The organism is Methanobrevibacter boviskoreani JH1, from assembly GCF_000320505.1.
Lineage (GTDB): Archaea > Methanobacteriota > Methanobacteria > Methanobacteriales > Methanobacteriaceae > Methanarmilla > Methanarmilla boviskoreani.
Map to the genome: position 1 here is coordinate 129,522 of NZ_BAGX02000023.1, position 22,578 is coordinate 152,099.

General features: G+C 27.9%; 17 protein-coding genes. 11 read left to right on the forward strand and 6 right to left on the reverse strand.

Going from position 1 to position 22,578, the window contains the following annotated elements:
- Positions 1-42: 42 nt before the first annotated feature.
- The 4 genes from ON24_RS06835 to ON24_RS06850 form a co-directional block, all read right to left on the reverse strand.
- Complete coding sequence (locus ON24_RS06835) at positions 43-738, reverse strand: phosphoglycolate phosphatase (protein ID WP_040682396.1); 696 nt, start codon at positions 736-738, stop codon at positions 43-45.
- An 18-nt stretch (positions 739-756) separates the two neighbouring features.
- A complete protein-coding gene (hypD, locus tag ON24_RS06840) occupies positions 757-1,803 on the reverse strand; it encodes a hydrogenase formation protein HypD (protein WP_040682418.1) in 1,047 nt (348 codons plus the stop codon).
- Between the two features lie 242 nt (positions 1,804-2,045).
- Positions 2,046-4,151: an AAA family ATPase gene (locus ON24_RS08990; protein WP_050553585.1), complete on the reverse strand. Its 2,106-nt coding sequence runs from the start codon at positions 4,149-4,151 to the stop codon at positions 2,046-2,048.
- Positions 4,152-4,160: 9 nt separating this feature from the next.
- Positions 4,161-5,246: a 5-methylcytosine restriction system specificity protein McrC gene (locus ON24_RS06850; RefSeq protein ID WP_040682397.1), complete on the reverse strand. Its 1,086-nt coding sequence runs from the start codon at positions 5,244-5,246 to the stop codon at positions 4,161-4,163.
- A gap of 356 nt (positions 5,247-5,602) precedes the next feature.
- On the opposite strand from ON24_RS06850, the gene ON24_RS06855 reads away from it, so the two are divergent.
- The 11 genes from ON24_RS06855 to ON24_RS09340 all read left to right on the forward strand — a co-directional run bounded on the left by ON24_RS06855 (position 5,603) and on the right by ON24_RS09340 (position 20,651).
- The gene (locus ON24_RS06855; protein ID WP_040682398.1) at positions 5,603-7,303 is read left to right on the forward strand and encodes a cytidylyltransferase domain-containing protein; all 1,701 of its coding nucleotides are present in this window, start codon (positions 5,603-5,605) and stop codon (positions 7,301-7,303) included.
- 82 nt (positions 7,304-7,385) lie between these two features.
- On the forward strand, positions 7,386-8,441 hold the full coding sequence (locus ON24_RS06860; protein WP_040682399.1) for an N-acetylneuraminate synthase family protein: 1,056 nt from the start codon (positions 7,386-7,388) through the stop codon (positions 8,439-8,441).
- A gap of 30 nt (positions 8,442-8,471) precedes the next feature.
- The gene (locus ON24_RS06865; RefSeq protein ID WP_040682400.1) at positions 8,472-8,828 is read left to right on the forward strand and encodes a hypothetical protein; all 357 of its coding nucleotides are present in this window, start codon (positions 8,472-8,474) and stop codon (positions 8,826-8,828) included.
- Positions 8,829-8,920: 92 nt separating this feature from the next.
- Complete coding sequence (locus ON24_RS06870) at positions 8,921-10,369, forward strand: hypothetical protein (RefSeq protein ID WP_040682401.1); 1,449 nt, start codon at positions 8,921-8,923, stop codon at positions 10,367-10,369.
- 642 nt (positions 10,370-11,011) lie between these two features.
- Positions 11,012-11,812 (forward strand): molybdate ABC transporter substrate-binding protein, encoded by an 801-nt coding sequence (gene modA / locus ON24_RS06875; protein ID WP_236254931.1) that lies wholly within the window; start codon positions 11,012-11,014, stop codon positions 11,810-11,812.
- Positions 11,813-11,867: 55 nt separating this feature from the next.
- On the forward strand, positions 11,868-12,542 hold the full coding sequence (modB, locus tag ON24_RS06880; protein WP_081585252.1) for a molybdate ABC transporter permease subunit: 675 nt from the start codon (positions 11,868-11,870) through the stop codon (positions 12,540-12,542).
- A gap of 37 nt (positions 12,543-12,579) precedes the next feature.
- Complete coding sequence (locus ON24_RS06885) at positions 12,580-13,620, forward strand: sulfate/molybdate ABC transporter ATP-binding protein (protein WP_040682403.1); 1,041 nt, start codon at positions 12,580-12,582, stop codon at positions 13,618-13,620.
- Between the two features lie 446 nt (positions 13,621-14,066).
- A complete protein-coding gene (locus tag ON24_RS06890) occupies positions 14,067-15,506 on the forward strand; it encodes an oligosaccharide flippase family protein (RefSeq protein ID WP_040682404.1) in 1,440 nt (479 codons plus the stop codon).
- A gap of 523 nt (positions 15,507-16,029) precedes the next feature.
- Entirely contained in the window at positions 16,030-19,680 is a 3,651-nt protein-coding gene (locus ON24_RS06895) for a hypothetical protein (protein ID WP_152411898.1), read from the forward strand.
- Positions 19,658-20,470, forward strand: coding sequence for a hypothetical protein (locus ON24_RS06900; protein WP_040682406.1), 813 nt, complete (start codon positions 19,658-19,660; stop codon positions 20,468-20,470). Before ON24_RS06895 ends, ON24_RS06900 begins: the two co-directional genes overlap by 23 nt.
- Complete coding sequence (locus tag ON24_RS09340) at positions 20,457-20,651, forward strand: hypothetical protein (protein WP_040682407.1); 195 nt, start codon at positions 20,457-20,459, stop codon at positions 20,649-20,651. Before ON24_RS06900 ends, ON24_RS09340 begins: the two co-directional genes overlap by 14 nt.
- A 256-nt stretch (positions 20,652-20,907) precedes the next feature.
- Here the strand turns inward: ON24_RS09340 and udp are convergent, their stop codons facing one another.
- Both udp and ON24_RS06915 read right to left on the reverse strand, forming a co-directional pair.
- On the reverse strand, positions 20,908-21,681 hold the full coding sequence (udp, locus tag ON24_RS06910) for a uridine phosphorylase (protein WP_040682408.1): 774 nt from the start codon (positions 21,679-21,681) through the stop codon (positions 20,908-20,910).
- A gap of 106 nt (positions 21,682-21,787) precedes the next feature.
- Positions 21,788-22,288 (reverse strand): acyltransferase, encoded by a 501-nt coding sequence (locus ON24_RS06915; RefSeq protein WP_040682409.1) that lies wholly within the window; start codon positions 22,286-22,288, stop codon positions 21,788-21,790.
- Between the last annotated feature and the right edge of the window lie 290 nt (positions 22,289-22,578).

Genomic DNA, 22,578 nt, shown 5'->3' on the forward strand with positions numbered 1-22,578 from the left:
TTTATCTAATAATCTGATTGTTATTATATTAAGTTTTATTTCTTAATCATTTAAAACGAATCTATGGATAGCTTCACTTACTCCGTCACCATACTTTCTACTACAATTATAGTCTGCAATGTCTTTAAGTCTCAGGTCACTATTTGCTACAGCCACCTTAAAACCGGAATGTTTTAAGAATTCAATATCGTTTTCACTATCTCCAATGGCCATCACATTGTCTATTGGGATATTAGACCATTCTAATAGTTTTTCAAGTGAAGTACCTTTATTGACATCTGGATCTGTTATATGTAATGCAAATCCACTATCATATACTTTTACATTATAGTCCTCTACGGCTTTAGCCACCTCATCCCTTTTGACATTATCCTTATAGTAACATTTCTCAGAAACCCTAAATTGGTTATCACTGGATACCATGATATGGGGTATCTCTTCTAAAAGATGATTATGGGCTTTATCAACTTCAGTTTTATCTCCAAGAACAAGAATCTCATTATTGTTTTCTCCTTCCTTAAAGATTCCACCTCCATTTTCAAAAACTATCCCTGCGCTTGAGCCTATAAAAACTTCAGCAGCATATGCAAAGTTTGCAACATTTCCAGTAACTATCGCAGTAGGTATGCCACAATCCTCAGCTTCCCTTATTGCTTTCATAGCAGAAATACAAAGTCTTCTATGGCCATCTGTGATTGTTCCGTCGATATCCACTGCAATTGCTTCAATATTAACCATCTTTATCAACTTTTTAATCTAGTCAGTACTATAACGGTATGCAATGTTACAGGTTCCCTCTTTAGAAACCATACATGCGCCAATTGGGTGAAGTGGATTACATTCATTTCTAAATAATTTACAGTCGGTAGGTTTTCTAATACCCCTTAGAATTGGTCCACAGATACAGCCTTTAGGTGCCTCATTTACATCTTTAACTTCAATATCATATTTTTCACGTGCATTATACTGTGAAAATTCATCCTTGATTTCAAGAACTGAGTTAGGTATCTTTGGAAAACCTCTCCATTCCCTACTTTCTACTTTGTATACCTCTTTCATAGCTTCTTGAGCAACGGTATTTCCTTCATAACGTACAGCACGTTTATACTCGTTTTCTATTTTAGGTTCTCCCCTATCGACTTGACGTAAAATCATGTATACTGCCATAAGTATATCCAATGGGTTAAAGCCTGCTGTTGCCTGTGGTATGCCATAGTCTGTTGAGAAATGTTCGAAAGGTTTGTTTCCAATAATGGTACAAACATGTCCCGGTTCAATAAGGGCATCAAGATTTGTCTGTCCGGAATTAATTAACCAATCAATTGCAGGTGGTATCATTCTATTACAGGACAATACTGAGAAATTTTCAGGTGGTTCATTCAATATCTCTGATGCTGTTGTAGGTGCTGTTGTTTCAAATCCTGCAGCAATAAATACAACATCATTATCGGTTTTTTCAGCTATTTCAATTGCACGGTTAATTCCATACACTACACGTACATCCCCGCCTTCAGCTTTTTTCTCTGCAAGGGAACTTTCGGAACCTGGAACTCTTAACATATCTCCAAAGGTTGTAACAGTGACTCCTTTATCTACAAGTTGAATACTTTCATCAATTTCTCTTGATGGTACAACACATACTGGACAGCCTGGTCCTGCAATGATCTCCACTTCTGGAGGAAGTAAACTTCTAATTCCATTTTCCATAATTGTATGTTCATGTGAACCACAAACATGCATAATTTTTATAGGAACCGCTAAATCATTGATACGTCTTATAAGTTCCTTTGATAAACTTTTCATGTCTGTCATATTTTAACACCTAGAAAATAATAAAATAATGAATTTGGATTTAAAATAATTTTTAAATCTCTATTTAAAATCTTAAAATTTTATATAAAAATAATATATCTATTTAATTAATTTATATTATTTAATATTTGATTTTTATATATTATATATTTAATAATTTGAATATGTTGATATAATCTTTCACATATTTGAAAAATAATAAAATTTACATTGTTAATTAATTTCCACTTATTTTAAAGATAAAGTTCTTCAATTTTTTGATTTGCTTTTTCAATATTGTCAAACCAGTATTCTCTTAAAAGAGGAGCTATTTCATATTTAATAATGGAATTATAACTATCTTTATTAAGTGTAATTTCATCATCTAAGAAATAACTGTGTCCAATTTTAAACCCATTACCTAAATCAGAATCATTAGCTATTTCATCATTTAACTGATTTATTTTATAGATAATCTCATTTGCAAGTTCACTATCTGTACCCTCATCAATTAATTTTTCTATTAAAATTTCTTTATATTCATCATCAAATAATGGTTTAATATCAATAAATACGAATCTTCTTCTAAGTGCATAATCAATTATTGCAAGACTTTTGTCTGCAGTATTCATCATTCCGATGATGTATAGGTTTTTCGGAACATAAAATTTATGGGTTTTATCATATGTTAAATAAATTCCATTTTTAGGTCCTCTTTTATCCTTTTCAATAAGCATTAAAATTTCACCAAAGATTTTACTAATATTTCCACGGTTAATTTCATCAATTATAAAGAAATAGTCATTGTCAGGATTATTTGCTGCTTTATTGCAGAATTCATAAAATACTCCGTTTTCAAGACTAAAATGTTCTTCATTTGGTTTATAACCTTGAATAAAATCTTCATAGGAATAGTTTTGATGGAATTGTATAAATTCTATTTTATCGTCATCTTTACAGTTTATCATTGCATATGCAAGTCTTTTTGAAATATATGTTTTTCCAACACCTGGGGGACCTTGTAGAATGATATTTTTCTTTCTTTTAAGTAGATTTATAAGTTCTTCAAAATCTTCTTTTTTAAATAATGTTTCATTTAAGAAGTCTTTTTCAGTATACTCTTGAATTTCAATTGGGGATTTGTTTGTTTTATAGGGTATTTTATAGTCAATTGGGTTATAACCCATTTTTCTAAATATTTCTATACATAACTCTTTATATGGGGTAATGGGGGTTAATGTTTTGGTTGAAAATGTAGAAATTTTAGATGGTACTTCGGCTTTCTTATTGATTAAATAATCTACTTTTCTATAATGGCAGTAATCTTCACCTATATTTAAATTTTCATCAAAAATGTAATTTGAAGTAATTATTCCTAAACCTAATAATTCTCTTTTGCCCTTTTTTATTATTACTATATCTCCAATACTCATTTTTTTAGAAAAATCTATTAATGCTCTTTTATTATTAGGTTGTTTTTTTCCGGTTGGATAATATTTATTTAATCTTTCTTCAATCTCATTTTCATCTAAATCATTTAAATCTCCTAAATCTCCCCATCCTATAGATATTATTTCATCTTCATAGAATCTATTCCAATATTTACCATCCTCTCCAGCACTTATTGTCCATATCTCTTTGTTTTCTGGGTTATAAAGTGTATGGCAGAGTTCTACATAATAATTCCATATTAAGTAATGGTTAATATTTGCTCCTTTTGTAATTAACTTAATTTGCCCATCTTGGGCAAAAGTATTTTCTTCAAGTGTGATTTTAAATGCTTTTAAAACATCAATTCTAGTGTTTCTTGAGTGTAGTACTGATACTTTATCTGGAACTATCATTGAAAAGTATTTATGTACAAAGACGAAATCTGGTTTTAGTAGTATATCCTTGAATATTTCATTTAATTTATTATCTAATTTATTATAATCTCCAATAGTTTCAAGTTTAGTTTCCTTAATATATTCTGCTCCATTAACTAATGCATCTCTTATTTTCTCAGCTTCAGTTATTGCTTCGTCTTCAGAGATAAATTTAAAATTTTTAGGGCTAGCACCGTATTTCCATTTATTGTTTTCTTTATTTTTAAATAATGTGAATTTATATGAAGACCCTCCTTTAATGGATCCAAATATGTTATGTTCAAATTCTAAATCATGACATAAGTTATGTGTATTCTTATCATTATAAAACATTTTATATAAGAGATTTTTTCCTTTTAATTGTTTTAAAACTTCTGGAGAATATTTGGATTGAAAATCTGCAAGTTCTTTTTCAAATTGACTATTGTCAAGTTCTCCATTTTTTTCAATATAACCTATGATTTTATTAGATGCTTCAGTATATTCATCAGTCATTTTAACCACTTAATCCTCTTTATTAAATAAATATTTATTTACTATTTTTCTTAAGTCTCTATCAATATATTTCCAGTCTTGATTTAAGTTTAAAGTTTTTATACATATTCTTTTACCATCTTGAAGTTTAAATTCCGATTCTATATCCTCAGCTAATGAGGCATAAAGTAAGACTCCATTAATTTCACCATCAAAATCGCTGTTTTGAATATATGTAAAAATTTGATAAAGATTATTAGAATGATATATTTCACTATTATAATATGAGGAAAATATATTTTTATAAAATTTGGTATCGATAATCAGCTGTTTATCTTCATATTCGAGCGTAATATCTGTATTCATTCTTGGAAGGTGTTTTGTATCATTATTAAAACTTTCATCTAATTTCCAATTTATTTTAGTGGCATGTGCTTTAAATCCTTTTTTATCAATCTCTTTCTTGTAGAAATTAAGAACAAATTTCTCATATAACTTGGCATATTCATTTTGTTTATCTTGCCTAAAACTTTTAAATCTAATTTTTCCTTTTTTATTATCTTCTGGAAGCTTATTTTCATATATTAATTGACAAATGTGGATTGGCAATCTATAGAATTTATTGTTTTTATTCCATTTTAATGAGCGAAATGTTTCTTTTGTAAGTTTTATCAAGGAGATATCCTGAAAATAAGGTCTAAATTTTTTTAAATCTTCGATTAATTTTTTATCTAAATTTTGTAGTTCTATTAAATATTGGATTGTACTTTTAATAATCTGATTAAATTTTACATTTTTATCAAATTCGTCATAACTGCAATTTAATCTTTTATTTACTAATGTCTGCCTTTTTATAGATTCTGAAATATTTATTTTACCTCTAATAATTGAAGTATCGTCGTTTTGAACAATGTAATTTCTATAAAATCCGCTTTTAATTAGGGAACTTAAGGAGTTTATTAAAATCCTTGCAAACAAATCTTCTGCATGTCTAAAGTCTTCAGATTCTTTAAGAACATCTTCATCTATTTTAAGATAAGTATATGCATAACTTAACAAATAATAAATATTCTTAATTGGAATTTTGTTTATTATTTCATTTTCATTTTCAGACATTTTAATCGTTATTTATTTTTTTAAGAAAATTAGTGGGTTGGTCTAATATTTTTCTAAATTAATAATTATAAGTTAATTAATCTATAATTTTATAGGATTTTAATAAGTTTTAATTAATATTATCTTTTTATAATTAAAATAATTTATTTGATCCCAAATTATTTATTTAACAACAAGTTTTTTTTAATTAAATATTTAGAATATTTTAATTAAAGTTTTTAGTTTAATATATTCCATATATTAAGATATGTTTTAAAAATCTTAGCCATTAATACTTTGGGTTAAATTAGTAAGATTTAATATTATATATAGATATAAAATATACTATTATTATTTATTATTTTAAGGTTATTTCTATGATTGAAAATAAACAGGTATTAGTAGTTATTCCGGCAAGAGGCGGATCTAAAAGTATTCCTGGTAAAAACATTAGGTTTTTAGCAGATAAGCCTTTAGTTGCTCACGTAATAAGTACTGTTAAACAATCTAAATATGTCGATAAAGTTGTGGTATCAACAGACGACACTAAAATACAATTTATTGCAAGTAAATATGGTGCTTCCACATTATTTCGAAGTTCAGAACTAGCACGTGATGATGTTCCACTTGATCCTGTAATCTATGATGCGGTGGTTCGTGAGGAGAAAATGTTAATGGATACATTTGATTTGGTTTTTACTATTCAGCCAACCTCCCCTCTTCTTAAACTATCCACTTTAAATCATGCTATAGAACAATTGGCAACAAATGACTTTGATACAATTATCAGTGTTGTGGATGATAGGGCATTGACTTGGGGATATGATGAGTCTAAAGACTCCTTCTATCCATTGTATAATGAAAGATTGAATAGGCAATATTTGCCTAAGACATATAAGGAAACAGGAGCTATTTTAGGTACTAAACGAAATTATGTAACTGAAAACTCCCGTATTGGTGAAAACATTGGTCTGATTGAGGTATCCAAAGATGAAAGTGTGGATATAGATAATTATGAGGATTGGTGGGTTGCAGAAAAGATTCTAAATAGGAAACGTATTATCCTAAAAACAGATGCGACTAACATTATTGGAACAGGTCATGTCTATAGATGTTTGTCTTTGGCATCCAAACTTACAAATCATGAGGTCATGTTCTTGTTAGATGAGAATAAACCCCTTGGAATTGAGATTGTAAGTAGTCATAATTATAAGTATATTACTCACAATGGCAAGGATGATTTAATTGAAAAGATCATTAGTTATAATCCGGATATTGTAATTAACGATATTCTTGATACTGACGAGAATTATATGTTACAACTTAAGGATTTGGATTATTTCTTAATCAATTTTGAAGACTTAGGTCCCGGAACAAAATATGCCGATGTTGTATTTGATGCATTGTATGAACATAATGATGATATTCCAAACCTCTATGCAGGTCCTGACTATTATATGCTAAGGGGAGAATTCTACTATCAATCATTCAAATTTATTCAGGAAGAGGTTGGTGAGGTCCTTTTAACATTTGGTGGTACTGATCCTAATAATCTTACAGAAAAAACCTTAAAAGCTATTTTAGACTCCGGATATAATAAGAGCATTACGGTCATTTTAGGTTTAGGCTATTCTGATAAAGAGGGAATTAAAAGTAAATATGATGGAAATATTAATGTCAGAATCCTTGAGAACGTTAAAAATATGAGTGAGTATATGGCTAAGGCGGACATTATATTCACTTCTGCAGGAAGAACAATGTATGAGGTTGCATCACTTGCCGTACCTTGTATATGTTTATGTCAAAACGAAAGGGAATTAACCCATAAGTTTGGCTCAAGGGAAAATGGTTTCATAAACCTTGGTTTAGGTAGTAATGTTAGTGAGGATGAGATTATCGATACATTTATAGAACTTCTAAATAACTTCGAGCTAAGGGAGGAACTAGCGGAATCTATGAGGAAGATTGATTTAAAGCATGGTTATGAGAATATCATGAATATTCTAAGAATCAAGTATAGACAGAACATGAGGAAGAAGGAATTAAAAACAGGTCAACTAGACTTTAGTGAATTGTGATTTTAAAACTAAAATCATTGTTTTTAATTTATTGTTTGTCTATTCTATTTTCAATAATTAAATATGTATATTGGTGAATTAAATGAGTATTTTTAAGAATAAACCATTTTTAATAGCGGAAATTGGTGTGAACTATTATGATATTGCAAAAAAGGAAAATATCTCTAACATGGAAGCTGCAAAATTAATGGTTAAAGAGGCAAAAGAATCTGGTTGTGATGGAGTAAAGTTTCAAACATATAAGGCAGAAACAATTGCCAGTAAGAATTCACCGGCATATTGGGATTTAAACGAAGAACCTACAACTAGCCAATTTGAGCTATTTAAGAAATTTGACTCCTTTGGAAAAGACCAATATAGGGAACTTGCAGACTATTGTAATGAGATAGGAATAATGTTTTTATCCACACCATTTGATTTTGAATCTGTTGACTATCTTGATGAGTTTATGGATGTTTATAAAATATCCTCTTCTGATTTAAACAATATTCCTTTTATCAAGAAGATTGCACTTAAGGGAAAACCTATAATATTATCAACCGGTGCCTCTACAATGGAGGAGGTAAAGAATTCTATAAAGGTTATTGAGGATACAAATCCGGATATTGAAATTGGAATATTGCACTGTGTTCTGTCTTATCCAACCGATTTTGAGGATGCAAATCTTTTAATGATTAAAAATCTTAAAGATACTTTTCCAGATTATGATATTGGTTATTCCGATCATACTAAACCTGATGATAAGATGCTAACTTTAACAACTGCCTATCTTTATGGTGCAGACATCATTGAGAAACATTTCACATTGGATAAAACTTTAAAAGGTAATGATCATTACCATGCAATGGATCCTGATGATGTACGGGTATTTAAGGACAATATTAGATTTATAAATACCATTAATGGTCAATATGAAAAGGTTCCACTTCCATGTGAAAGTGAATCCCGTCTTCAGGCAAGACGTTCAATTGTCGCTGCATCGGATATTCAAAAAGGTCAAACAATTACAGAGGAGATGTTAACGTTTAAGCGTCCCGGCTCAGGTATCTCTCCAGATAAAATTGATAGTGTCATTGGAAAGACAGCAAAATCTAACATATACTCTGATGATATTTTAAGTTATGATATGTTTGAATAATTTGATTAGGTGATGTATTGTAGGTGTAGAATGTCTAGTTATAAGGTAATCGATGATTATTTAAATCTTCTTAAAAGTAAAAGGGATTTATCCAGCAGTAAATCTGAAAATCAATTAGAATTAGATCAGTTGAATGAAAGTATTTTAAAATCCCAGTCTGATTTGATTTTAACTATCGAATCAGTTCTTACAGATATGGGTCTATCTAAAAGAAGATTTCTATCTGACTTTAAAGTCTATATGATTAGCGATGCAGGTTTGATGGTGGAGTTTAGAACCGTGCCCTCAATAGAATTTATCAGTGAATTTGAAAAAAGAATTGGGAATATAGTATCTGCTAATTATTGTGGAGACCCTAAAAAATCATTTTTTATGTTGAAATATTAATTTTTTTCTAAATTCTTTAAAGAAAAACTATTTATTTAACAAAGTTATACTATCTTTATAATATAATAATTTTTTAATTAAGGTTATCTGAAATGTGGTCGGTTAAAAAAATTGCAAATGCTTTTTTTGATATTGAAAGTAAATTTAATTTAAATCATGAGAAGATTCATGGTGTCTATTTTTGGCAATTAGTTAGGATGTATTTGTATTATGATGTTGCAAGAAAGTTAAACACTTTTGGTTCTGCTCAACAACAATCATTAACTATAATTGATAAAATCAACTCTTTTTTACCATTCATTAAAAATAGTATAAAGTCCAATCCTTTCAGTGGAAAGGATAAGGTCGATGTACTAATATTTGATCATCCCCGTAAGGTAATGTATCAGGACCAGTATAGGGATATTTACACCTGTTTTTTAACAAGATATTTAGAGGAGTATAGTAAATCTTATGAGATTATCGAATCTCCTTACCTTAATAAGCATTATACTAATAAATCTAAAAATATCCGATATAATGATAGAATACTTTTAGGTTCATATATTCATAAGAAAACAAACAGTATTCATTTTAACGATGAGGAGAAGGAATTGATTCAGGATATCTACAACGAATTCTTAATCCAATTCAATATCCATATGGATAATCTGGAAGATATAATTAAGGATCATATTCTTAACTTTGAGTACGAATATGAGAAATATAAAAAATTGATTCTTAAAAAATCCCCTAAACAGGTTTATGTGGTGGTTGCTTATGAAAACAAGGCTTTAGTTGCTGCATGTCAAGATTTGGGTGTTGAGGTTTTGGAACTTCAACATGGTACAATAAGTAATTATCATCTGGGATATAGTTATCCAAATGAACATATTGTTAATGTAAATAAAAACAATACATTAAGTACTATCGAGTATTTTCCAGATAAACTGTTGAGTTTCGGAGATTACTGGGCTGATGCATGTACTTATCCAATTAAAAAAAATAATATCATACCTTTGGGCTATCCTTATTTTGAGGAATGTTCCAAGGATTTTGTAAATATTAAAAAGAACAAAAATCAAATACTATTTATTTCACAGGGAGTAATCGGTAAATATTTATCTAAATTTGCTTATGAGCTTTTAGTTAAACTAAACAATAGAAATGTGAGGTTTAAGATAGTCTATAAATTACATCCGGGAGAATATGAAAACTGGAAAGTAAACTATCCAGAGCTTTTAGAGGCCTCCGAATTTAGTAATTTTGAGGTTATTGATGATAGTAAAACTCCGTTATATAAACTATTTGCAGAAAGCCAGTATCAGGTAGGAGCATTCTCTACAGCTATCTATGAAGGTCTTCAGTTTGATTGTAAAACATTCATCGTAGATCTTCCAGGTGTTGAATATGTTGAGAATTTAATTGAGGAGAATATAGTTAGATTGGTCTCCTCTGTAAATGACTTAATAAATAACCTGGACTTTACTCCTAAAACATATGATAAAGATTATATTTTCAAATCTTTTGATGAGGATTTATTTAGAAAGATAATTTATTAACCTTTATTAATAAACTGTGATATGTAAATAAATTCATTTTCTTATCGGTTTTTCTATTTATAATTTTTAATTGTTTTTTTAATCTTCTAATTTAATCTTAAAAATTCTATTTTTCAATTTTTAAACTGTTTATTTTTTTTTAAATTTATCATGTTTTTATAAATGAATTTCATAGTAAATCGAATATTTGTTCGTTGTTATATCTTTTTTTACTTTAAATTTTATAATTATTAAAATATTCGTTTTTTATTCCTTTTTACTTTAATCTTTTATATGAAAATTGATTATTGATTTAAAAAATGATAGGTACTTTATTTCGATATGAAAAATTTTATATATCATTATTATTAAATAAAGATACAACCAACATATTCAACTTTTAATTTAGAAAGATATTAAATATAAATGAAAAACATTGAAAATTGAACAAAATAATATGTTGTATGGTTAATTTTATTTATATATGGTTCATTTAGAATATTTTTTGACAATAAATTAAAATATGTAGTCCTTTTTGTATCAATAAATTGTAAGTATATAAGATTTGTTCAGATTACTTATTTGGTGATTGTGGATTATTTTGTATATGATGTTGGTAATTTTTGTATAATATAATTTTAGGTGTATATTATGGAGAGAAATATGAAAATATTAATAGTTGCTATAATTGTAATAATAGCGGCTGTTGTAGTAGGTTTATATGCTACTGGTTCTTTTAATACTTCTTCCTCAGATAATAGTTTACAAGGACAGGAAGTTCATGTGGCTGCTGCAGCTAGTTTGAAAAATGTCTATGATCAGAAACTAATTCCGATGTTTGAGGAAAAGTATCCTGGTGTAAAAGTTACTCCTACTTATGCTTCTAGTGGGGATTTACAAAAACAAATTGAAAATGGTTTAGATGCAGATGTATTCATGTCTGCAGGTAATAAACAGATGAATGCTTTAGTTGATGAAGGTTTAGTTGATAACAGTACTAATGTTCAATCTTTAGAAAACAAGCTTGTTTTAATTGTACCTGCTGATTCAAATACTAACGTATCTTCATTTAAAGATTTAAAAGATGTAAATGGTACTATTGCTATTGGTGATCCTAAGTCTGTACCTGCTGGACAATATGCTAATGAATCATTACATAATCTCGGTATATGGGATGATGTTGAGCCTAAATTATCCTTAGCTACAGATGTAACTGCTGTATTAAATCAAGTAGCTCAAGGTTCTGCTGATTATGGTATTGTATATGCTACTGATGCTAAATCAAACGATGATGTTAAAGTAGTATGTGAAGCTCCTAAAGATTCTTTAAAAACTATCATTTACCCTGTAGCTCCTCTTAAATCTTCTGAAAATGATACTGCTACACAAAAATTCATGGAATTCTTACAATCTCAAGAAGCTCAACAAGTATTTGAAGATTATGGATTTACTATTCATAATTAAATTTATTTAATATTTTTTTTATAGTTAGTAAATAGTTAATAATATGGGGATATGTATGATGGATTGGACACCTATTGGAATTTCAATGAAAACAGCAAGTTTATCAATCTTGATAACCTTTTTTCTAGGTTTGATTGTTGCTTGGATCATTGTTAAAATTAAAAACGACACAATAAAAATCGTTCTTGATGGTATTTTCACATTACCTATCGTATTACCTCCTACCGTTGTAGGATTCTTTTTATTGTATATTTTTGGGGTTAGAGGACCTATTGGTCGTTTTTTAATTGAATACTTCTCTGTGAAAATTGCTTTTTCATGGTCTGCAACTGTTATTGCAGCAGTAGTCATGTCCTTTCCATTAATGTATCGTTCTGCTAGAGGTGCATATGAACAAGTGGATTCTAACCTATTGGATGCTGGCCGTACATTAGGTATGTCTGAGTGGAAAATTTTCTGGAAAATCTTATTTGCAAATGCATTACCTGGAATCATTAGTGGGGGAATTCTTGCTTATGCCCGTGGTTTAGGCGAGTTCGGTGCAACTGCTATGCTTGCAGGTAATATTGCAGGAGAAACCAGGACTCTCCCAATGGCTGTTTATTCTGAGGTAGCAGCAGGAAATATGATGGACGCTTCTAATTATGTAATATTCATTGTTATAATTGCATTTATAGCTATTTTCATTATGGATTATGTTACTATACGTAAAGAAAAACAATGGAAATAAACTATTTTTTTTATTTTTTATTTGTGGTGTTTAGATTATGGGTAATAAATTGTTAAAAGTAGATATTCAAAAGGAACTTAAAGAATTTGATTTGGAAGTCGATTTTGAATTAAAAAAGGGTTGTTTAGGTATTCTTGGACCTTCCGGTGGCGGTAAAAGTATGACATTAAAATCCATTGCAGGAATTGTGGATCCTGATAGTGGTGTTGTAAGTTTAACCACTGATAAAGAAACAATTTATTATGACTCAAATAAAAAAATTAATTTGAAACCTCAAGATAGGAAGGTAGGTTACTTATTTCAAAATTATGCATTATTTCCTAACATGACTGTTGAGGAAAATGTTGCATGTGGTTTATCTAAGGATGATGATAAAAGCATTGTATCTGACATGATTAAGCGTTTTCATTTAGAGGGATTAGAAAAAAGATATCCTAGACAGCTATCAGGTGGTCAACAACAAAGGGTAGCTTTAGCTCGCATTATAGCTTATGGTCCCGATGTTATATTGTTGGATGAACCGTTCAGTGCAATGGATACAGTTTTAAAGGAAAAATTACGTATTGAATTAATTAATTTACTGGATGATTTTGACGGTTTGTCAATCTTAGTTACTCATGACCGTGATGAAGCATTTCAATTCTGTGATGAGCTTTTAGTATTGGACAAAGGCGAAATTATTGCAAAGGGAACTACCCATGAAATCTTTGAAAATCCTAGAAATGTCCAAGTCGCTAAACTTACTGGACTTAAAAATATTTCTAAAATTGAGATGATTGATGATTATCATCTTAAGGCTTTAGATTGGGATGTTGAATTTGAAGTAGCTAAGAAGATTTCACCTAACATTACCCATATCGGAATAAGGGCCCATGATTTCCATCCTTCAAGAAAAGATGATGTAAATGTAGTTGGAACCTTAAATGCAAGTAAATTAGAAAGACCTTTTGAATGGGAAATAACACTTGCAAATGGTATATGGTGGAAAGTCGATAAGCAGATTTATGAACATGAGTTTGACATTCCCAATTATTTAAAAGTAGATCCTAAAAACATAGTTCTATTAGAAGAGAATTAATATTTTCTCTAATCTTTTAACTTTTTCTAATCAAAGTGTCCTTAAAATATAATCTCCTAATCTTAAATATTATGTCTTCTTTTAAGAAAATCCAGTGATTATTGGCTATTTTTTAATTAAATTTTATTTTTACATCTACTTAAAATCATTTTTTTTCTGTTTTTAAAACCTATTTTTACTTCTAATATTCTAGAATCTTTGAAATATTTTAAATCTTTATCTATTTTTTAGTGATACTGATAAAATTCTATTTTTATTGTAATCTTTTAAAGACTAAATTTTATATATTAAGATTAAAATATTATCAATAGGTAACTTTTTTCAATTTATTTAATTTTTTAAATATTAAAGTTGAAGAATATAAGATTTGTTTAATATTTTTTATGTTTTGTATAATTCAGTTATGAATTTAGATACTAATTTAAACTTGTTTTATTGGTGATAATTTGAATGCATATAAATTGTTTGTAGAAAGAGTGGGGCTTGTAGGTATTACAAATATATTAATATCTTTAAGTAGCCTCATTTTCATTCCAATTATTACTAAATCCTTTTCAACTGCAGAATATGGTATATGGGCTCAAGTTTTAACGACTATAGCACTTCTTCCAAATATTGCAAATCTGGGACTTCCATATACTATGGTAAGATTTTTATCTGCAGAACATGATAAGGTTAAGTTTAAAGAGTCATTTTATCCGATGATTACTGTCACAACTATCTTTACCCTAATCATATGTGGTTTATGTGTATTATTTGCAAAGCCTATTGCAGCTTCATTGTTTAATGGTAATCTGAAAATATTGTATATTACAGTATTCATCTCATTCTTTGCCTGTGTTAATCTCATGTTGATTACATTTTATAGGACAGTACAAAGAATGAAAAGATATTCCATATATTTAATACTTCAAAGCTATATTGGGGTATTTGTGTGTATCTATCTTACAATGAATCATTATCCATTAGATATTGTAGTTTGGGGATTATTTACAGGTTATTTTGCTGTATTTCTAATGATGTCTATTAATATTATAAGGGATCTTGGTTTTGGATTTAAATTTAATACTTTAAAGGAAGAGATTAAGTTTGCACTTCCAACAGTTCCATCAAACGTATCTAGTTGGGTTGTTGATTCCTCAGATAAATATGTGTTGGGTATTATTTTAGGTTCGGCTGCTGTTGGTTGGTATTCTCCAGGATATTCAATTGGTAGCATTCTTTTAATGTTTTTATCTCCATTTGCAGTTTTACTTCCAGCTGTTCTTCCGGAATATTATGAAAATGGTGGAATGAAGGAAGTTAATAATTTCTTAAGATATTCAATGAAATATTATCTATTATTGACTGTTCCTGCAGCCGTTGGTTTGAGCATTCTTTCAAAGTCTTTACTCTTAAGTATCACGACCTTTGACATTGCAAACCATGGATTTATCATTACTCCATTTGTGGCCCTTGGTGCTGTATTTATGGGGCTTTATGGTATTACAAATAATATTTTAATATTGGAAAAGAATACCAAGGTTCTAGGTAAACTTTGGATTTTTGTTGCAATCTTGAATGTTGTTTTAAACATCATATTCATACCATTTATGGGTATTTTAGGTGCAGCAATTGCTACTTTAATATCTTATGCCTTTGCATTTATTGTTACTGCACTTGTATCCAGACGTTATATGGGCCTACCATTTGAGGTTAACTCTTCGATTAAGATTGTTGTTGCATCAGCTATTATGGGTGTTGTTGTTTATCTAGTTAATCCAGTTGGTATTATTAATATTATATGGGTATCTATTTTAGGTGCGGCTATTTACTTTGTATTGATATTTGCATTTAGAACAATCAGCAAAAAGGAGCTTGATTTAATTAAGTCATTTGTAAAATAGATTAATAATATTTTATTTTTATTATTAACCTTATGATTATTAATATCCTTTTAAATTAATTATAATGGTTATTCTATTTGTTTAATTTATGGTTTCTCTTTTATTTTTATTCTCTTAACTTATTTTTCCATTTTATCAATGGATTCTTTTATTCTTATTAATTTTAATAATTGTAAAACTCTTGTTGGTATTTTTTAAAGTTTGATCGGCTATTATTTTTAGCTAAATTTTTTAATTATTAAAATAACGTTGATTTTATTTATTTTAAAAAATTTTAAATAATAATTAAACATAGCTTTAAATATAAAAAACACTAGTTAAAAAAATTATATTTATATAAACTTAAAAAATTATTAAAATTTATTTAAATCAAAAAAATAAAAGTGAATAATTTCCATATTTTGTTTATTAAAATACCGTATTTTATATACAAATACCATATTTTATATAAATATTTTTTTTAACGGGAGTAAATTGAGTTATGAAAAGATATTATATTATATATTTTCTTCTGATTATACTTGTGATTGTAGTTTTAAGCATATCCTCAATTTCAGCCACAAACAATACAAATACTACTGTAAACAACCCTGAGGATATACTTCAAAACAATACAAACAATTCAAATCAAAGCATAATCATAGAAAACAATACAAACAATAATAATGATGATAATAATATTGAAGATTATAATTATGAGGATATTGATGAAATAAATACTGAAGGCTCTGAAAATAATCTAGATTCAGATAATTCTAAGACAGAGGAATCATTAAATGAAGAAAATAATAATAAAATTCCAGTTAATTTAGTTGCTAATGATTTAGTTAAATATTTCCTAAACGACACTGCTTTAGACGTTTATTTATATGATAATAATCATAATCCCTTAGTAAACCATAAAATAAGCATTACCATTTGCGGAAAAACGTATAACAGAACTATTAATTCCGATGGAATGGCTCGTTTAAACATTAATCTTTGGCCAAGAACATATAATGCAACCATCAAATATGATGGAACATCAACATATGCATCAGCATCCAAAAAAGTCACCGTAACAGTATTAAAAAGAATACCCTTCTTCATAGATGTATCAGATAACATAACACCCTATGAACCCTTTAATTTTAAATTAATGGACAATCAAGGATACCCATTAATAAATAAAACAGTAACCTTATACTGTGAAGGTGAAAAAATAAACTTAACATCAGATAGCAGTGGACTATGCACCTATTTCTTAAAATTAAGCCCAGGTTATCATAATATCTATCTAAATTACAATAGTAATAATCCAGAAAACTCCTCAGCATTTTCATATGGATCAATTTATATAAACAACTTCACAAAATCCTTTAAAATACAAGACATCATTAATAAGGCAATTACACTTAAAAATACTATTTTTGAAAACCACACACTACCAGGAAATACTACAATCTCCGATACAAATTTAAGCGTATTTGAATTCTCATACCTTATGGCAAAAACCATAAGCCAAATAGATGATGAAAACACAAATGAAACAATAAGCTTACCATACATTTACAAAGCTGCAAACTATGAAAATATTATATTCAACAATGAAACATTAAGTTACTATACATATATTCGCCTAGTAAATGCTTTAGTAGATTTTGTGGAAGATAATAATTATCTTCCAAGTTACATAAGCAATTATACATCTACAGGTATAGATTTTAAAACATACACCTTCTGTTTTTCAAAAATATTGTCATTTTATAATTTAAGTTCATTTTTACCATCCAAAATTTATATAGAAAGTAATAGTGTTAATACCACAGATGAAACCATCAATTATGAATTTAATGACAATTATAATTTTGATTCTAGATTTACAAATATCACAAACATAACTAATTCATATATTGGTTATACTGATGATTTAACAAATACCAGCATAATTTCTGAAGATTATACGTTTAATTATGGTTCAGTTTATGGTAAAATAAGAATCACTGATACAGAAGGCAGAGGATTACAAAATAAAATATTATGTCTAAATGTAGGAAATAAAAGCTTTAACTATACAACTGATTTTTGGGGAAATATATATTACAATCTAAATTTATATCCTGGATTATATAATTTGGCGGCCATATTTGATGGAGATAAACTGTTTAAAACAACTACAGTTAAATATTCAATAAGAATCATTAAATCAAACATAACATTATTAATAAAAAGCGATACACTATTCTCGGATAATTATCTGATTTTTTATATGGTAAATGATGAGGGATTTCCAGTAGTAAACCACACAGTAACATTAAATACAGATAACGGAAGCTATATTTTAAAATCCGATGATTTAGGATATGTGAAATTCAATAAAACTTTACCAATTGGACAAAATATTATTAATTTTGCATTTGAGGGGGATGAAGCATATAATCCATTAAACTATAATTTTACTTTAAATGTCAAGGATAAAACATTCATAGAAGGTAAAGATTTAATTGTTAAAAATGGAAACCGAGATCTAAACATCAAACTATCTTCTTATAATGTTAATTTAGTTAATGAAACTGTTATCTACAAAATAATTGATCAAGATTTAAATCTAATTAGAAACTTAACAGCAAGGACCAATGAAGAGGGAATAGTTCAAATTCCTACATTAAATATTAACCTGGGGAATTATTATATATTAATTTTTTATATGGGCAATAAAAATTATTTAAGTTCATCTAAAACATTTAATCTAAAAATTGTTACAAATGAAACAAGCATTCCTACTTATGTACATAGCAAAAATTTAATTATACATAGTAAAGGTGAATATTTTGTTGGAATATTAACTGATCAATTTAGAAATCCTATAACAGACGTGCCTTTAAGTATATTATTTGTTAATAAAAATGTAACAAAAAATTATCCAAGAATTACAAATGAAAATGGAACATTTAGGCTACAAATAAACATGAACAACCCGAATACATACAAAGTAATATGTAAATTTGAAGGTAATGAAATATATGCTCCAGTAACTACAGAGTTTAATATTGATGCATATTATAAACCAAACTTACTTTACACAATAAACATAACATCTAAAAACAAAATAACATTTCATGAACTTGTTACAGGAAAAGATGTAGTTAAGAATTTAACTGTGCCTTATGGTCGTTTATTAGGATTTTATAAAAACAACAAATTATATAAATACACTTATGATTACACTGAATCTGGAGCAACTAGTTTAAAAAATAATAAGTATTATTTCTTCTCGTTAAATGATACAAAAAATATTACTGAGGTAAAAAAGAATTTAACCATTACAAGTGTCGGATTTTTATTATACTCCGATGGATTAAATATATTTATAAGATATCTTGGATATAATAAAGATAAACTTTATAGTTTAAATGTTATTTATAATGGTGGAAAATATTCGAAGAAGAATATTTGTAATGTTAAATTTTACTATGGTAAAAATATTGTTGCTTCAATGTTTTTTAGTTCAGAAATTTACACTAGCACTACTCAAAATTATTTAACTAATAATTTAAAAATAAATGTTAATTCAAGTAACTGGGGTGTTGATTATCAACCTGTCGTTACTTCAATATCTTTAAATAATCATGGAAAATATAATAGTTTCGATTTCATTCATGAAAATATTAATTATATTATCTTATCATATGGTGGAGTAGCTAATCAATATCTATTTAATGAAACTAATTGGACAAGTAAATTAGGATATGAAGCAATAGAAAGCATACTTATCAATACTGGGGTCATCATTAATGATGATTTAATGAAAAATTCAACAAATAACATAATAAATTATACCGGAGCAGATAAAATTGCATATGAATTATATCTAAATAACCTTGCTTACAACTGGTTAATGATTAAATCATTCAATGAAGTCTCAGAGGAATTCAACATAAACTGGGAAATTGATAATTATTATTATCTAATTGAATCATATCTTACGGTAAAGGGGAGATGTATTAGTGTATGGAATTGGACATCTGCATTTTATAGTCAAGATTACTATAATTTTAAGCAATCATTAAACAGAATCAGTTACATAACCAGTATATTAGAAGAATATGTGATGGGCTTAAACGGGGATAATTCTACTTGTGCTGTAAGTGAAATTATATTAGGCCTACTTAATGGAGAAGATTTACCTAAATAATAAAAATAATACGTATTTTGGTTTATCTGACAACACTTCATATCTTGCTTATACAGAATATGGGGGATTTGGTTCATATATACTTTTTAATTATTTAAATAGGAAATACAAATTTAATGGTGGAATGATCTTAGGGTCATACAATTTTTTAAGACCTTCAAAAATAATAAATAACTTAAAAAACATATTAAAATCAGAGATACATAATATATATTCAACAATATACAATCAGGTGTATTCAAGAATAAATAATAAAGGTGTGAGGAATCTTGTAAATTACATATATGAAGATGTTTCTAATCCTAGAATGCTTTCAGGTATTGCTGGTGGTTTTATGGTTAATGCAGGATTGATAATGACATTATCTGGTGCTGGTGCTATTGTAGGTGTGCCATTGTTGGTTGCAGGTACAATCTGTACTGCCTACAGTTCCGGTCTTATAAATGTTGACAAGAAAACCAAGAAGATCAGCATGAATTTTACACAGCGAAATGAATTGGAATTTGGAATATCCATGGGATTGGATGCATGTGATTTAGGTTCAGAATATAATGTTGTCAGTAAATCAGTTAAAACAAAAAGTGTAGTTAAAGCTATTAAAACTGTTCGTCCCGAAATAAAAAAAGGCATACAAGAAAATGTTTGGAAAATAGGCTTAACTAAAGGCTACTACAAATATACAAAAAACAAAGTAATTGGTGAAAACAAGAAAGAAATAACTAAAGAGATTATAAGAAGTTATATTTTAAATAAATGTGGAACTTTTGTGGTAGATCATGTTTCAGTATAGGTGGAATATGAAGATATTTAAATTTATATTAGCGTTGTTTTTTCTGACAATTATACTTACTACTAGAGTTACTAGTGATTATTCTTTTACTAATGATGAAAAAGATTCTGGAAGAATCAAGGATTATACGGCTATTATTTGTCTATTGGAAGCGTTAATTCTTTATATTCTTGATCATTAATAATTCTCTTTAAGCGGGGGATATTTGTGCGTTGGTATGTAATAGTTTTTGTAATTGTTTATTCAATTGGCTTTAGAGTATTTTATTCACGTAGCCATATAAGATTGCGGAAAAAACATTATGAATATTATATTGTTTTTCTAGTTATCCTCTTAATCATTTCAATACTCTTTAAAAAAGAAATTAATATGTTGCCATAATACTTTTAAATTTATATGAATTTAAACTGTTATAATAAATAATTAATACAATAAAACTATTTATTGTCCTCTTTAATTAAGATCTTTAAAGCTTCAATAGCTGTTTCAATAGATCTTTCAGTATCCAGAAATACATCATCATCTCCATATTCAGTATTTCTCTCCTGGTTAAGTATTGCAAGTAACACTCCACCTGCACGTACATGTAAGTGTGATGCTACTGTAAATAATGTAGCACATTCCATCTCTGATGCTAAAACTCCTAACTTTTTCCATGTTTCCCATTTTTCTTTAAGGATATGAGACACTGCCATTGAGTCAGGGTCATGTTGTCCATAAAAAGAATCCTTGCTTTGAACAACTCCAACATGGTAATCATAGTCAAAATCTTTGCTTGCTTTTATTAATGAATTAATTATTTCAATGTCTGCAATTGCAGGATATTCAATTGGTGCATATTCTTTACTTGTACCATCCATTCTTATTGCACCTTGTACAATGATTATGTCTCCACTTTTTATGTCTTTCCGGATTCCACCACATGTTCCAACTCTAAGTAATGTTTTAGCTCCACATTTAACTAATTCTTCAACGGCAATTGCAGTTGATGGTCCCCCAATACCTGTTGAACATACACTTACTTTTACTCCATTTAAATATCCTGTATAAGTTATATACTCTCTATTGTCTGCAATAAGTTTTGGTCTATCAAAGTATTTCGCAATCTTATCGCATCTTTTAGGATTTCCTGGAAGTAGAACGTATTCTCCAATTTCACATGGCTTTACTTTAATGTGATACATTCTTCCCTCTTCATCTCTTAAATCCATAATATCACTTTTTATTAAAATTCACTTGTAATTTCATTGTAAAATTTTGAGTTTTAGGAATTTAAATTTTTTGTTTTTTCATATAATATTTAAAAATCTAAATAATTTAGTGGAATTTACCTTTGGACTTTAATCTCTCATAATGGCCGATATCCCTATATTTAAAAACTTTTGCAGGATGTCCTCCGGCTATCGCATATTTTTCAATGTCACTTACAACTACGCTTCCGGCTTGAATAATGGCACCTTCACCAATATGAACTCCACCAAGAATAATTACGCGATTTCCAATCCAAACATTATCCTCAATTATGATTTCTTTTGATATTACTGTTGAATCATAAGGTATCGCATCACCCTCATAATTATGAAAATCTGTAATCATCATACAGTCAATACCTGAATGGAAATTTGATCCAATTGTTACATGTCCTTTTCCTTGAATTGTCATGCCATTAAAATTAACATTATCTTTAAGGGTTGTATTTGAATTAACAATACTTTTACCATTTACCTTAAGGTCCTTACCACATGATAAACAAGAGGCTTTAACATTATTAGTATATCTTTTTCTTTTAATTTCTACAATTTTATCAGTTAGTCCCATAGATATTCCTCAAAATTTTATTAATCATGTTTACTTTCTTTTTATAATTTAATTAATATTTTCATATAAACTTTAAAAATTCAATAGAAAATATTTAAATTTAATTTTATCTAAAAAGGTGAAAATACTTGTTTAAATGTTTTAATATTAAGGAGGTATTAAACTAAATATTTTATTTTAATGTTTTATGTATTTAAAAAGAAGTATTTAATTAATTTTTATTTATTAAAGATTTTAAGTATTAAAAGAAGTATTAAATTAAATATTTTTAAAAAATAATTGCAGAATTA